Source organism: Flavobacteriales bacterium, assembly GCA_013214975.1.
GTDB lineage: Bacteria > Bacteroidota > Bacteroidia > DT-38 > DT-38 > DT-38.
This window is the reverse complement of record JABSPR010000276.1, coordinates 1-15,981: the sequence shown is the minus strand read 5'-3', so window position 1 is coordinate 15,981 and position 15,981 is coordinate 1. Positions and strand designations below refer to the sequence as shown.

Below are 15,981 nucleotides of genomic sequence, written 5' to 3'. Positions count from 1 at the left end.
CTTACCCGCATTGTTGGAGAACAGATAAGCCTGTTTTATATTATCCGTTAGATTCTTGGTTTATTAAAACTACTGAGGTAAAGGATAAACTAATAGCTAACAATAAAAAAATTAACTGGAAACCAGAATCAACTGGTTCAGGAAGATTTGGACAATGGCTAGAGAATTTACAAGATTGGAATTTATCAAGATCTCGATATTGGGGTATTCCTATTCCAATATGGTCCACTAAAGATGGCGATGAGCGAATCTGCATTGGTTCGTTAGCAGAATTAAAAACCGCTTGCGACGAATCAGTGAATAAAGGTATAATGGATAAAAATCCATTGGCTGATTTTAGTGTGAACGATATGTCAAGAGACAACTACAACGGCATCAATGTACATAGACCTTACGTGGATAATATCGTATTGGTGTCTTCAACTGGCGAACCAATGAAAAGAGAAGCTGACTTGATTGACGTTTGGTTCGATTCTGGCGCTATGCCCTATGCACAGTGGCACTACCCATTTGAGAACAAAGAAGTATTCGAAAAAAATTACCCAGCAGATTTTATCGCAGAAGGTGTGGATCAAACAAGAGGATGGTTCTTTACATTACATGCAATCTCTACACTTTGCTTCGGAGACATTGCTTTCAAAAATGTTATTTCTAATGGGTTAGTATTAGATAAAAATGGTATTAAAATGTCGAAGCGCTTGGGCAATGCAACCGATCCATTTGAAACTATAGATAAATACGGTGCGGATGCAACACGTTGGTATATGATTACCAATGCTCAACCATGGGACAACCTTAAATTTAATACAGAGGGTATTGAAGAGGTAAAGCGCAAATTCTTTGGGACACTTTATAACACTTATTCATTCTTCGCTATGTATGCTAATATTGACAGCTTTACATTCGAAGAAGACAAAATTAATCACGATTCCCTTCCTGAAATTGACCGTTGGGTAATCTCAGAACTTAATACCCTAATTAAAGACGTCGATTCGCATCTTGAAAATTATGATCCAACTCGAGCGGGACGAGCCATTCAAAATTTTGTTGTAGACAAACTGAGCAACTGGTATGTTCGTTTATGCAGAAGACGTTTCTGGAAAGGCGAATACACAGAAGACAAGATTGCTGCTTACCAAACATTATATACATGTTTAGAATCTGTAGCCGTTTTATCGTCGTCTATTTCACCATTTTACATGGATCAATTGTACATCGATCTAAATAAAGCTACCGGTAACAACCAAGCAGAATCAGTCCATTTAGCCGACTTCCCTACTTACCAAGAAAATCTTATCGACACCGATTTAGAAGAAAGGATGAGCAACGCACAGCGTATATCATCACTCGTTCTGGGCATTAGAAAGAAAGAGAATATTAGAGTTCGTCAGCCTTTGCAAAAGATAATGGTGCCAGCCTCCAGCTCTAAATTCGAGGAACAACTTAAAGCAGTTAAAGAGTTAATCCTTTCAGAAACCAACGTAAAAGAATTAGAAATGATCTCCCCTGATTCCGATATGCTTGTAAAGAAAGTAAAGCCTAATTTTAAAACACTCGGCAAAAAGTGCGGTAGAAACATGAAGTTAGTTGCAGGCAGAATTAATGACTTCACGCAAGACGACATTAAGACTATTGAGCAAAATAATTCGTACACTTTAGCACTCGAAACGGAAGAAATCGAACTTACATTAGATGATTTGGTTATTACCTCTGACGACATCCCAGGATGGAAGATTGGTATAGACAGCGAACTCACAGTTGCTTTGGATGTTACGCTTAACGAGGAGTTAAAGGAAGAAGGTATCGCTCGAGAGTTTGTAAATCGAATTCAAAACCTCCGAAAAGAGAGTCAGTTTGAAGTTACCGATAACATTGTTCTTAAAATTTTAAAACACGACAGCATTAATTCGGCAATTAATAATAATTTAAAATATATTTGCGCGGAGACGTTAAGCACCTCTTTGGAGCTTGTAAATGAGATAAATTCGACCTCAAAAGCAAAAATTGAGTTAGAAGATAACATAAAAACTTTTATCGCAATCGAGAAAAATTAAAAACCGGAACAATGGCAGAAAGCAAAAACATCACCCGATACACCGATGCAGATTTAGTTGAATTTAAAGCTATCATCGAAAATAAATTATCCGAGGCAATGAGCGATTTAGAATTGCTTAAAAACACCATGTCAGGCAAAGATAATCATGGAACAGATGATACTTCTAGAACTTTTAAGGTGATGGAAGAAGGTTCTGATGTTTTGTCTAAGGAAGAAACTGCACAACTTGCTGCTCGTCAGCAAAAGTTTATTCATCATTTGAATAATGCTCTAATTAGAATTGAGAACAAAACTTACGGCATCTGTAGAGCTACTGGTAACTTAATTTCTAAACAACGTCTTCGAATTGTACCTCATGCAACTCTTAGTATTGATGCAAAAAAGGGGCAAAAATAATCGCCACTACTTTTGAGAAAAGCATTAATTACAATTTTCCTTGTTTTATCTCTAGACCAGATTTTAAAAATTTGGATCAAGACAAATATGTTCTTAGGAGAAAAAATCTTTGTGTTCGGCACTTGGTTTAAACTCTATTTTGTAGAAAATCCAGGTATGGCTTTCGGCATGGAGCTCGATTGGGAATATGGAAAAATTGCGCTTAGCCTCTTTAGAATTATTGCAGCCGCAATGATCTTCCTATACCTGCAAAGCTTAGTAAAGAAAAACGCCCACCAAGGTTTACTCATTAGTGTCGCACTAATCTTTGCTGGCGCTGTTGGGAATATCTTAGATAGTATATTCTATGGAGTAATATTTAATACCCCATTTCACGAAATAGCATCAATTTTTCCAGATGGACCAGGATATGGAGATCTACTGGAAGGTAAAGTGGTAGACATGCTCTCATTCAATTTCTTCAATTTCCAAATGCCTTCTTGGTCACCTTTAATGAGTAATCAAACCATTACTTTCTTTGGTCCTATCTTCAACATAGCGGATGCTGCAATCAGTATTGGTGTAGGACTAATAACCGTTTTCCAAAAACGGTTCTTTGCTTCTTTAGAAGAAGATGCTAAGGCCGAAAAAGAAGCTGTACTTCAAGAAGAAATAATAAGGGAATAAGTAAGCTTCTAAATTCCTTAATCTTAATCGATTAGTCTATTATCTTTCTACTTTTACCGAAATACATTTTTTACATGTATTTAAACCAAACAAATTTCAATAAACCAAATGAAACAGGCAAATAAAATAATACTTACCGAAGCTCAGAAAAAGAGATTACGCATAGCGAAAGCAAAAAGAAAAGATGAAGCCAAATTTGGAAGAAGTGCAAAAATTCAAATAATCATTATGGTAATTGGGTTTTTGCTCTCTATATTCTCAATCTTTCTGCTGTCAAACGCCATGTTAATATCAAGCTGGGGTATATTATACATGTTCCTGATTTTCGGAACTTTCTCAGGGATAGTATATTTCGCGATAAATAAAGTAGCTGAAGAACCAAACAAATTAAATATTCCATTTTTTATAATATTCAATACGATAGGTATAGGTGGTATTATGGTTTTTCTTGTACTCCTGCTCAATTTATTATTAGTTTCTGACAAAAAATATTATGAGACATATGGAGTAGTTGGAACTGATCCAAAATATGAAATTAGTAGAACAGGGAGAGTAGTCTATTTACTTGAAAATAATACGTTTAGTTATAATCCATTTTTAAGATCTGTTAAATTCCATTTTCATGTTATGAATGGAAAGAATGGATCAATGACATACGATTTTCGAAGAGGAGGATTTGGAATTCCAGTAATAGGAGAGCATCATGTAAATTGGCCCGTTTCTTCCGATGAAAAGAAAAATTAAATTATACCTTTTTACTGGTTGTCTAGTCTTATTACCGTTTCTGGCTACGCATTTCTTTGTGCCAAACAAGGAATTTAATTCCACGAAAGAAAAATTTGAATTCACTCAAGCCTATCTTTCAGGAGTTACGGCATGCCAATCCTATGCTGAAATATTATTCATAGATTCTCTCAATGGCCCTTGTCAATTTGCCTTTATCAAAGAATGGATAGACGCCGATAGAAAAGATCGTCAGTATATGGAATTCAATTTATTACGTGAGAATAAATTTCCTATAGAAAAAGATCTTTCCTGGCGTAAGTCAAAAAATCTTATTTATAGAAACCATGGTCTTTTTGGCAGAGCTGTACTGGACTACTACACAGATCGATCTGTTGATACCAAATTATTTCTTGATTCAATAAATAAGGTAGATTTTCCAGGTAAAAATTTACTTAGAGGAATGATGGCAATGGATGAAAAAAATAATAGCCAAGCCGAAAACTATTTTCTTAAAGAGCTCGAAAATAATCAATACACACAAGAAACATTAAGAAACCTGTATCGTCTATATCGGCACAATTACAACTACGACGGTATTACTTCTCTTTTAAAAAATTCAGAATTAATAAATTTCATCTCACCTACCGAGGAAAGACATTTGCATTTAATTCAAAAAAATTACGGCGCATATTTCTTATCGATCCCAAAACACATTTATAAAGGATCGTCGATTATTATTTTGTGTAGTGCCTTATTGGTTATGCTTACCTGGCTCATCTACCTTGGATATTTAAATAAACTTGTTACCATTTCTACTTCCTTGATTATCATTCCATTTTTCATCACAAGTATTGCTATTATACCTTGTATTGTTATTTATGATCTGCAGAGTTTAATCGGTTTCCATTTTTCAAATTCATTTATAAGTGATCTTATTTATTCAATAATCGGAATTGGATTTATCGAGGAACTTACCAAGATTTCTCCGATCATTCTCATACTAATTTTTAAACCCAAATGGTTAAACAAGCCAATCGATTTCATGGTTGTTGCAACTGCTTCTGCACTTGCCTTTTCCTTTCTTGAAAACATAATGTATTTCTCAAAATATGGTCTAGAAATAATAAGTTCACGCGCAATAATATGCGTACTTGGCCATATTACATATAGTTCAATAGCAGTATATGGCTTAATCCTCTATAAATTTAAACTGCCTACAAAACAAGGTTATTTAGAGCCGTTATCTTTTTTCCTTTTAGGTTGTACCATCCATGGGATATACGATTTTGGACTTATTTATGACCAATCGGCCTTCTTGTTTCTTAGCGTCCTTGCAGAAATTGCCGGATTAATATTTTGGATAAAAGCCCTGAACAATGCACTTAACAATTCTGGTGCCTACGAAAACCATAAGAAAGCAAACCTTGAAACCCTAAATATTTCACTAATAAGTATGTTTTGTGTATTTCTATTTATAGAATATTTTATTTATTCAATAGTATATGGCCCCTCGTCGTCTATATATGTTTTAAAGGAAGCGGCCATTAATGGAATGTATATAATACCCTTTTTAGCATATCAGATAAGTAGATTAGATATATCTCCTGGAGGTTGGGATTCAATTTTTATCAATAAGGATCGAAAAGTGTACAATCTTATCGATATTCTTGACAAAGAATACGCGTTATCAATTCTTGACGAAAACAGTTCACTAAAAACCATTTTACCATGTACAGGAAAAATTGTGAAAAGAGTAGCTATCAGAAATAGTAGAAATTGGTTTTTATTCGAAACCGAATTATCAACGGAGCCTTCAATCCGTTTTTTACTCAAGCTAAAGGATAACAATTTTGATTTCAATAATAAGGATGTAGTAACCTATGTCCGGCGAGTTCACTCCAAAACAACGCTTGGAAAAGAACCCTTACCCATTTCCCAATTCCCTTTCGTTGATTGGGGAGTAATAAATATTATAAATGAATAACACATTAGCCCGAATCCAATTCAGAAAAGGATTATTGAAAAAACAGGGCCATTTTTATATCTTCAGCATTAACTTTCAATATTGAACAAGCCCAATGGCGGTCGAAATTCACGTAGTTTCTAAGTTAAACTCTCCCATCCGTATTCAAGAATATGGGGTCGGAATATTTGAATATGTCCCAACAAAGTCTGCCCTAAAGAAGGCACTCAAAAAACAATTTATAACAGTTAATGATGAACTGGCAAACACAGCAACCTTTATATTAGGAGGAGAATCAATAAAGCTTTCTATTCCTGAAAACGAAGCTCAGAAACGAAAACTCATCTTCCCACTAAAAGTAATCTACGAAGACGAACACTTAGCCGTAATTCACAAGCCAGCCGGTATTCTCGTAAGTGGGAATAGCTTTAAAACCATTGCCAAGGCATTACCTCAAAATATCAAACGGAGCAATCTATCCGATGCTACCAGACCTCAACCAGTCCATCGATTAGATTATGCCACTACGGGGATATTATTGATAGGGAAAACGAAAAGTAGTATACGGTCTCTGAACAAATTATTCGAAGACAAGCTTATTAAAAAAACATATTTTGCTATTACCATAGGTACTATAAAATCCAGTGGACAAATTGCTTTGGATGTCGACGACAAACCCGCTGTTACCAAGTACTCTACCATAAATTCTGTTCAATCCAAACGATTCGATCAATTAAACCTTTTAGAACTTCTTCCTCAAACGGGAAGAAGGCACCAACTACGTAAGCACCTCTCTTCCATCGGTAATTCAATTCTAGGAGATAAAGATTATGGAATGGAAGGTCTAATATTAAATGGAAAAGGCATGTACCTCCATGCCTATTCACTGAATTTTATTCATCCTTTTACAAAGGATGCCGTTAGCTTTATCGATGATCTTCCAGAACGATTTCAAAAGATATTTCCAGAGGATTAATCAAAAAAAAATCCCCGCCCAAAAGGCCGAGGATTTAACTCTTTTACAAGAAGTTTTAATTATGCCAACCCATTTGCATTAAGGTATTCTGCAATTTGAACAGCGTTAGTAGCTGCACCTTTTCTAAGGTTATCTGCAACGATCCACATGTTCAATGTATTTGGGTTTGTAAAATCTCTTCTTAATCTACCTACAAATACCTCATCTCTGTTGTGTGAGTTAATTGGCATTGGGTAAACCAAATTAGCCGTATCATCTTCAACGATAACGCCAGGAAAATCAGATAATATTTGTCTAACCTCGTCAATATCGAAATCTTCTTTAAACTCAACATTTACAGATTCTGAATGACCACCTACAACAGGAACTCTAACGGCAGTAGCAGCTACAGCGATTGTATCATCACCAAGAATCTTCTTTGTTTCGTTTGTCAACTTCATTTCCTCTTTCGTGTATCCGTTATCCGTAAATACATCACATTGTGCTAAACAATTTTTGTCGATTTGATAAGGATATACTTTATCACCTTCTATACCATTTCTTTCATCTTCCATTTGCTGAACTGCTGCAACTCCAGTTCCAGTAATTGACTGATAAGTAGAGATGATTGCTCTTTTAATACCATATTTATTATGAAGAGGAGCTAAAGCCATTATCAACTGAATTGTAGAACAGTTTGGGTTTGCAATAATTTTATCCTCTTTAGCAAGCTCAGTAGCATTTACCTCAGGAACAATTAATTTTTTTGTTGGATCCATTCTCCACGCGCTTGAGTTATCTACAACAGTAGTCCCAGCCTCAGCAAATTTAGGAGCCCATTCTTCTGAAGTAGAACCTCCAGCAGAGAATATTGCGATATCCGCTTTTGCATCCACCGCAGTTTGAAGACCAATAACGGTATATTCTTCACCTCTATATGTCATCTTCTTACCAACTGATCGCTCAGAAGCAACTAATAATAACTCAGTAATTGGGAAGTTTCTTTCCTCTAATACTTTTAACATTTGTCCGCCTACTAATCCAGTGGCACCTACAACAGCTATTTTCATTTCAATATTTTTTATAATTTCGGTGGGCAAAAATAAATGTTTTTCACTGCATCTCATCTCATGGGCAGATATATTTTCTTATTCCAGTTCCTGCTATATACTAGCGTTCAGGGGCAAATTTTAGAATCGTTCGATAAAGAATTTAATATTCCAGGTTATTGGGAAGGTAATATTGATCTATTTCAGATAAATGATAAAGAACAACTTCAACTAAACGACGATCAAGCTAATTCAAGTTCGCTGTTTTTTAAAGGGATTCCTGCTAATCGGTCTTCCCTAGAATGGGAAATAAAAGTAAAGCAATCCTTTTCTGGTAGCGCCAATAATAATTCACGAATTTATCTATTGACTGATGAACCCATCTCTGGTGATTCAACAAATGGCTACTATCTTCAATTGGGAGAATCTGGCAGCACTGATGCAATAGAGCTCTTCAAACAATCCGGCAATCAACTCACTTCTCTTATCAGAGGCATCGATGGAGAGATATCTTCTTCATTTGAGATTCGGTTAAAGATAATTCTCGATAGTTTGAATGCTTGGACTCTATATGTAGACAACAATGCAGCAAGAGACTTTCAATTAATTGGAAGCATCATTGATGAGAATATCATCTCAGGTGAGTATTTTGGAATTCAATGTAAATACACATCGAGCAATTCAACTAAATTATATTTTGATGACATATATATAGGTCGTCTCCTACATGATAAAGACCCTTTTCTCGATTCATTGGTTGCATTATCGAAAGAGGCATTCGAAAACGATATTGTTATCAACGAAATACTATTCAATCCCTATCCTTTCGGTTCCGATTTTATTGAAATCTATAATAGATCGAAGAAACACATAAACCTTAAAAACTGGTCTTTAGCCAATCTAGATAATTATGACAAAAGTGTATCTAACCTAAAGTCCATTTCGGAAGACGATTTCGTAATCTCTCCAAAGCAATACATTGTACTTACTAAAGACACATCAAACATTGTATTTGAATATCCCGAATCAACTGGATATCAGTTTTTACAAATAGAAAGTCTACCTACCTACAGCAATGAAACAGGGACCGTTATTCTTTTAAACGATTCGAGTATAATAATAGATAGTACGACATACCACGAAGACCAGCAATTTGTACTACTAGAAAATACCGATGGAATTTCCTTAGAAAGGATTCATTTTGATCGCTTATCTTCCGATAAAACCAATTGGCATTCCTCGGCAGAACAAAACAATTTTGCTACACCTGGATACCAGAATAGTCAGTTTAATCAAAATCATTCAATGATCGAAGTAAACTTAGACCCTGTTTTATTCACACCAAACAACGATGGGTTTGACGATGTTGTAACAATCAATTATCAATTTAAACAAGAAGGATACGTGGGTAATATTCACATCTTCGATTCACAAGGAAGGCGAGTTACTCAATTAATAAATAATGAATTACTTGGTGTAGCTGGTTCATATACTTGGGATGGAACTGATGATAATGAATCCGTTGCTATAGAAGGAATATACATTATCTATTTCGAAGCTTTTCATATCTCTGGTGATTTGCAAAAAAGCAAAGGTGTTTGCGTAATTAGAAGGTAGAATATGGTTTAGTTAATTATCTCCGTCATCTCAATATTGGAACCCATGGAATTATAGGCAATTGGATACTTTGACCTTCTATCGAAATAAAATAATTATTCGCTGGGTCAAGATCCAAGGTAGTCTTTGAATTTCCAGAAACTAGGATATCCTCTCCCGAAGAAAATGAAATAGATACTTCTTGATTTACGTCATTTATTACCATTATGCTATCATTCTCTAATGCGTACATACGGATGAAGTTTTTGACAAACAGCGGAATATAAGGAACCTCATCCTTTTCCATATTCAGATCATTAAAAACATTCTTTTTAGAATACCAACCTGAGTTATCAAGATTGGGTAATGCCTCCCGTATCGCTCTGGCATTGGAGAAAAGATATTCGGTAGAATAATCGTAGTCATAATAAGCTTGTACCTTATCCAAGGCCAATTCTAAATCATTTTCTAATTCATCTAGCTGCTCTTTAATAAAAATTGGATCTGAAAACTCTAACAGTTTAGATTTGTAAATCGTCATGAATTCCTCGCTCATGAATAACTTATTCTGGAATAAACTAGATGATACAGACGACGCTGTGGAATCTAAGTACTGATCCAAATCTCCATAAAAAATTCCGCCATACATAGATTCGTATTGTCCATCCGATGTATTACCGTCGTAAGCAACTGGTTCTATTAAATTTCTATCATTTATAAACCACCGCGAATTGTGCCAAGAAGAATTATGAAAGGACCTTGTAAGAGATTGAATTGCAAAGTAAGCTGCCCACTTTTCCTTATCTATTAAATCAATAATGTTGGGTTCATTTATAAAGCTTTTAAGAATCTTCGCGTGACTCGAGTATAATTGTTTCCCTTTCCCTTTTAAATAAATCTCTTTATCGTACGGATAGATGTAAGAATTAGCCAAATTAGATGAACGCACAAGACCATACTGATAGCTATAATCGGTCTTTACGAGGAAGTGATCTTCATACAAACGAAGAACAGGAGCATCATACCCTTTTCGACGATAAACGAAGTTGTCTGAAAAAGATTCTTCTAGCGCACAAACATAGGCTGATCCATCATTGATGGCAACCGTGCTAATATCATAGGAAGGCGCTAAGATCCCATTATCCCTGCACAGCCTTAAATACATCCATTCCTTGAGAAAGTTTCTGGATTTTATACTTTGAAAAGTCAATGTTTTAATACCATCCGTTATATCCACATCGGAATACGTTTTTAATGACCATATCCCCCCCAAAACATGATCGCGCCGATCCCCTTTAAACTTTATATCTACCGTTTCACCGTTGAGATGAGCTGGCATTCTTTTTTTAAACCTTCTCTGGATTAACTTATATGGAATAATACTATCTCTTTTTTCAACAACTTTGACTAATTCATTGGTGTTGAACATAAAAGAGTGTTCGGGAGTCAGTCCTGAAATCTCTTCAACTTTAAATAGGTCTATAATTACTGGTCTTTTATGCGCTTTAATCGCCAGCAATACATTTTGTGTTTCGTCCCACCACGAAGTGTTGATCAATAGTTCCAGATGGTACCATCCATTTTCAACTCTGGAATAGGTGTTTTCGGCAAATAGAGACTTTCTTCCGTTGTGCTGGATTTTTGCTGAAAGCCAAATTCCATTTTTACCTGGGCGTAAATTTGTCCAAACCGAAACTTTATAAATTTTACCTGGATGTAAATAAGAATTCCAAACGAATGGCTCTCCAACTTCTGCCAATTGAAAAGACTGCATACCTTCAAAAGAATAGTCGGGAACTGCCTTTCCTGACAGCTTGATAAAGTCTTGTTGTAATAATGGATCGGTTTCAAAATCAATTAAGACCAGTGGTGCTATAACCGTTGACTTGTTTTGGCAGTTTGAGCACAATAAAGCCAAAATGAATACTATAAGAATAGAAAGTCGCATAAATATTATCCTTTCAGAACTGCCTTTTGGTCGATTGTTTAATTACAACTTTTGTTCTTGTCTTATCAAAATTAGTAACATTAAATTAATTATAGATGCAAGAATCGAAATGAAATCAAATGTTAAACTACAAGAGACCTTAAATACTCTATCCTATTTTGATTTAATAAAAAAATGAAAATGTCTGTATAGTATTGCCTCACATTACTCGTGATGTACAAAAGAGAAAAGGGGGTTGTGTTCTTAAGAAATGGTACAACTTTATTCTACCTGCCCCGTTAAATTGACCTGTAAAAAATCATGGCTATTTGGTTTAGACTAGAAAATAGCTGAATTTTGTACTATTATCAAGAAAGACTGAGGGTAGGGCCCTTTGAAGTCTTAGCAACCCAGGCTAGTTGGGTGCTAATTCCCGCTTCGATCAAACAAGATTGGAGAGAGATAAGGAAGAGAGCAAAAATAACCGTCCTTCTTTTTTGATAACAACAAGTAAAATGTTAGATCATGAAGATAGATATTGCAGAAATTCTTAAAGAGCGAATCCTTGTATTGGATGGAGCCATGGGCACCATGATCCAACGACATAACTTGCAAGAAGAGGATTATAGAGGCGAACGATTTAAGGATCACAGCAGTCTATTAAAAGGTAACAACGATTTATTATCCATTACTCGACCTGATGTAATTAAAGAGATCCATGCTGAATATTTCGCAGCTGGTGCAGACATTGCCGAAACCAATTCTTTTGGAGGAACAACTGTAGCTCAGGATGACTATGGAATGGCAGATGCAGTTTACGATATCAATTTCCAAGCAGCCAGAATAGCGCGAGAAGTAGCAGATGAATTTACTGCAAGAGAACCACACAAACCTCGATTCGTTGCCGGTTCTATGGGACCAACTACCAAGTTGTCTTCTATGTCACCAGATGTTAACGACCCAGGATTTAGAAGCATCACTTTCGATCAATTAGTTGTGGCTTTCAAAACACAGGTAGAAGCATTAATAGACGGTGGTTCAGATTTGCTTTTAGTTGAAACGATAACAGATACCCTAAATGCGAAAGCGGCTTTATACGCAATCGACGAGATTCAAATCGAAAAAGGAACGAAACTCCCTATCATGATTTCAGGAACGATCACCGATGCAAGTGGTCGTATTTTATCAGGACAAGACACTGAAGCATTTGTTGTAGCCGTGGAACATTCTAAGCCATTAACAATTGGACTTAACTGTGCTTTAGGCGCAGAGGCTTTACGTCCATATCTTAAAATTATTAAAGACAAAGGCAACTGTTTGGTGAGTGCACATCCCAATGCTGGCTTGCCCAACGAAATGGGTGAATACGATGAGACGCCTGAGTTTATGGCCGAACAGATTAAAGTATTCCTAGATGAAGGCTTAGTAAATATTATTGGTGGATGTTGTGGAACCACCCCAGAACACGTTAAGGCAATTGCAGAATTGGCAGCAAAATATACTCCTAAAAATTAGAGCATGAGTTTACATCCCGATTACACAGGAGATTACGAATACAAGTGGAAAGACTTGCCTTATTTAAAACTAAGTGGGTTGGAGCCATTAGTGGTAACACCTGAAACGAACTTTCTAAATATTGGAGAAAGAACCAATGTTGCTGGGTCTTTGAAATTCCTGCGTCTTATTAAAGAAGAAGAATACGAAGAGGCTTTAAGTGTTGCTCGAAACCAAGTGGAAGGTGGCGCTCAGGTTATCGACATTAACATGGACGATGGTTTGATCGACGGACTAGACGCCATGGTTACCTTTTTAAGGTTAGTTGCAGCCGAACCAGATATTGCTCGAGTTCCAATCATGATTGATTCCAGTAAATGGGAAATTATCGAAGCTGGATTGAAGAATGTACAAGGTAAATGTGTTGTAAACTCTATCAGTCTTAAAGAAGGAGAAGAGAATTTCATTAAACAGGCTACAACCATTAATCGGTATGGAGCTGCTGTTATCGTAATGGCGTTCGATGAAGATGGACAAGCGGATTCGTACGAAAGAAGAGTTGAAATCTGCGAGAAGTCGTACCGAGTATTAGTAGACAAAGTTGGCTTCGCACCACAAGACATTATTTTCGATCCGAACATTTTCCCAGTTGCAACAGGGATGGACGAGCACCGAAGAAACGCAATGGACTTCTTCCTAGCTACACGTTGGATTAGAGAAAACTTACCAGGAGCTCATGTAAGCGGTGGTGTTAGTAACGTGTCTTTTTCGTTTAGAGGAAACAACGGTGTTAGGGAAGCAATGCATTCAGCATTCTTATACCATGCCATTAAAGAAGGTATGGACATGGGTATTGTTAACCCGGCTTTGTTGGAAATCTACGATGAGATCCCAAAAGATTTATTGGAAAGAGTAGAAGATGTTTTACTTGACAGAAGAGACGATGCGACGGAAAGATTACTCGATTTTGCTGACTCCGTTAAAGGTGGAAAGAAAGAAGCTGCGCAAAATTTAGAATGGAGAGAAGGCACTTTGCAAGAACGAATGACGCATGCCCTAGTTAAAGGGATTGCCGATTATATCGTTGAAGATACAGAAGAAGCTCGCCAAGTAGTAGATATACCAATCCAAGTTATTGAAGGGCATTTGATGAAGGGAATGAGCGTTGTGGGTGACTTATTTGGCGCTGGGAAAATGTTCTTACCACAAGTTGTAAAATCTGCTAGGGTAATGAAAAAAGCCGTCGCCTACCTCCTACCATATATCGAAGAATCTAAAGAAGCAGGATCTTCAGCTGGTAAAGTCTTACTTGCAACAGTTAAAGGAGATGTACACGACATTGGGAAAAACATTGTTGGTGTAGTACTTGGTTGCAACAACTACGAAGTAATAGATTTAGGTGTGATGGTTTCTTGCGAAGAAATCTTACGCGTAGCAAAGGAAAAAGATGTTGATATAATTGGCCTTTCTGGACTAATCACTCCATCACTGGACGAGATGGTTTATGTAGCCAAAGAAATGCAACGAACTGGATTTAACATTCCATTATTAATTGGTGGAGCTACAACTTCTAAAGTTCATACGGCTGTTAAGATTGAAGAGCATTACGAAAATGATCAAACCGTTTATGTGCTTGATGCCTCACGATCCGTTACCGTTGTAGGCAGTTTGCTAAGCAAAGATAAAAAGGCTGCATACGTCGAAGAAAGAAAAAACGAATACGCGGATGTTAGACAAGCATATGCCAAAAAGAAGTCTGCAAAATCGTTGTTAACTATTAAGGATGCACGTGCGAATAAATACCAAGTAGATTGGAACAACTCCTCCCCTGTTAAGCCAGTTGTTGAAGGACTTAAAACATTCGATGATTACCCGTTAGCAGAAATCGCAGAATATATTGATTGGACTCCGTTCTTTACTACATGGGAGCTTTCCGGTAAGTACCCTAAAATTTTAACGGATGAGGTAGTTGGTGAACAAGCTACTATTCTATTAAAGGAGGCAAAAGAAATGTTGGCCAAAATCATTTCAGATAAATGGTTAACAGCAAAAGCCGTAATTGGCATTTGGCCAGCAAATGCAATTGACGATGATATAGAGGTTTATCAAGATGACAACCGAGATAAAGTTGAGGCACTATTTAGCAATGTTCGTCAACAAGGCAAAAAAGCAGCAAACATTCCAAATAGGTCGTTAACCGATTTTATCGCTCCTAAAGGAACCGGCATTGCAGATTACATTGGTGGATTTGCCGTAACATGTGGACATGGAATCGAAGAGCACATTGCTCGCTTTAATGCCGATCACGACGACTATCAATCTATTATGTTAAAAGCACTTGCCGATAGAATGGCAGAGGCATTTACCGAATTAATGCATGAACGTGTTCGTAAAGAATTTTGGGGATACAATAAGAATGAGGACTTGAACAACGAGAGCTTGATAAAAGAAGAGTACAAGGGTATCCGACCAGCTCCAGGATATCCTGCTTGTCCAGACCATAACGAGAAATCTGAGTTATTCCGAATGCTCGATGCAGAAGAGCATACAGGAATTAAATTAACAGAAAGTCTGGCCATGTATCCAGCAGCTTCTGTAAGCGGTATGTATTACTCACATCCCGATTCTAAATATTTCGGAATTGGTAAAATTGCCAAAGATCAAGTTGAAGAGTACGCAGAAAGAAAAGGAGTAGAATTTGAAGTGGCCGAAAAATGGCTTTCACATAACCTAGCATATTAAATAGAGAGAAATGAAAATTAAAGATCACATTGCACAAGCCGATAAGACCCTTATCTCTTTTGAACTGCTACCTCCACTAAAAGGAGAAAGCATCAACACTATTTTTAATACCATGGATACACTTGTAGAGTTCAGTCCATCTTTTATTGATATTACCTACCATCGTGAGGAGTATGTATACCAGAAAAGGGAGAATGGTTTATTGGAAAGAAAGTCCATAAAGAAACGTCCAGGAACAGTGAGTATCTGCGCAGCTATCATGAACAAGTATCAAATCGATGCAGTTCCTCATCTTATCTGTGGAGGATTTAGCGTAGATGAAACAGAAGATGCTCTTATCGACCTTGCCTTTTTAGGTGTGGACAACGTACTCGCTCTGAGAGGCGACCCTGAAAAAGGAAAAACAAATTT

10 protein-coding genes, 1 pseudogene and 1 riboswitch are annotated in these 15,981 nt (G+C 36.5%); of the genes and pseudogenes, 9 read left to right on the top strand and 2 right to left on the bottom strand.

Annotated features, from left to right (window positions below; translation table 11 throughout):
- From HRT72_08975 to HRT72_08950, 6 genes are all read left to right on the top strand, one after another.
- On the top strand, positions 1 to 2,054 hold a 2,054-nt coding region (locus HRT72_08975; protein ID NQY67838.1), incomplete at its 5' end, for an isoleucine--tRNA ligase.
- An 11-nt stretch (positions 2,055 to 2,065) separates the two neighbouring features.
- Entirely contained in the window at positions 2,066 to 2,452 is a 387-nt protein-coding gene (locus HRT72_08970) for a TraR/DksA C4-type zinc finger protein (protein NQY67837.1), read from the top strand.
- Positions 2,453 to 2,464: 12 nt separating this feature from the next.
- A complete protein-coding gene (locus tag HRT72_08965; GenBank protein ID NQY67836.1) occupies positions 2,465 to 3,118 on the top strand; it encodes a lipoprotein signal peptidase in 654 nt (217 codons plus the stop codon).
- 108 nt (positions 3,119 to 3,226) lie between these two features.
- Positions 3,227 to 3,862, top strand: coding sequence for a hypothetical protein (locus HRT72_08960; GenBank protein ID NQY67835.1), 636 nt, complete (start codon positions 3,227 to 3,229; stop codon positions 3,860 to 3,862).
- Entirely contained in the window at positions 3,846 to 5,828 is a 1,983-nt protein-coding gene (locus HRT72_08955) for a PrsW family intramembrane metalloprotease (protein NQY67834.1), read from the top strand. The genes HRT72_08960 and HRT72_08955 overlap by 17 nt, the downstream gene beginning before the upstream one ends.
- Before the next feature lie 94 nt (positions 5,829 to 5,922).
- Complete coding sequence (locus HRT72_08950) at positions 5,923 to 6,783, top strand: RluA family pseudouridine synthase (GenBank protein NQY67833.1); 861 nt, start codon at positions 5,923 to 5,925, stop codon at positions 6,781 to 6,783.
- A 59-nt stretch (positions 6,784 to 6,842) separates the two neighbouring features.
- Here HRT72_08950 and HRT72_08945 read toward each other — a convergent pair whose 3' ends face one another.
- Positions 6,843 to 7,832: an aspartate-semialdehyde dehydrogenase gene (locus HRT72_08945; GenBank protein ID NQY67832.1), complete on the bottom strand. Its 990-nt coding sequence runs from the start codon at positions 7,830 to 7,832 to the stop codon at positions 6,843 to 6,845.
- 60 nt (positions 7,833 to 7,892) lie between these two features.
- Between HRT72_08945 and HRT72_08940 the strand changes: the two genes are divergently transcribed.
- Positions 7,893 to 9,428 carry a lamin tail domain-containing protein gene (locus HRT72_08940; GenBank protein ID NQY67831.1) on the top strand — a complete coding sequence of 512 codons (1,536 nt, stop codon included), beginning with the start codon at positions 7,893 to 7,895 and terminating at the stop codon, positions 9,426 to 9,428.
- Positions 9,429 to 9,453: 25 nt separating this feature from the next.
- Here HRT72_08940 and HRT72_08935 read toward each other — a convergent pair whose 3' ends face one another.
- A complete protein-coding gene (locus HRT72_08935) occupies positions 9,454 to 11,355 on the bottom strand; it encodes a hypothetical protein (GenBank protein NQY67830.1) in 1,902 nt (633 codons plus the stop codon).
- Positions 11,356 to 11,696: 341 nt separating this feature from the next.
- Positions 11,697 to 11,803: riboswitch (SAM riboswitch) on the top strand.
- 56 nt (positions 11,804 to 11,859) lie between these two features.
- Between HRT72_08935 and metH the strand changes: the two are divergent.
- A pseudogene (gene metH / locus HRT72_08930) lies at positions 11,860 to 15,570 on the top strand (methionine synthase).
- Positions 15,571 to 15,580: 10 nt separating this feature from the next.
- A partial coding sequence (locus HRT72_08925) for a methylenetetrahydrofolate reductase (GenBank protein NQY67829.1) occupies positions 15,581 to 15,981 on the top strand: 401 nt, incomplete at its 3' end.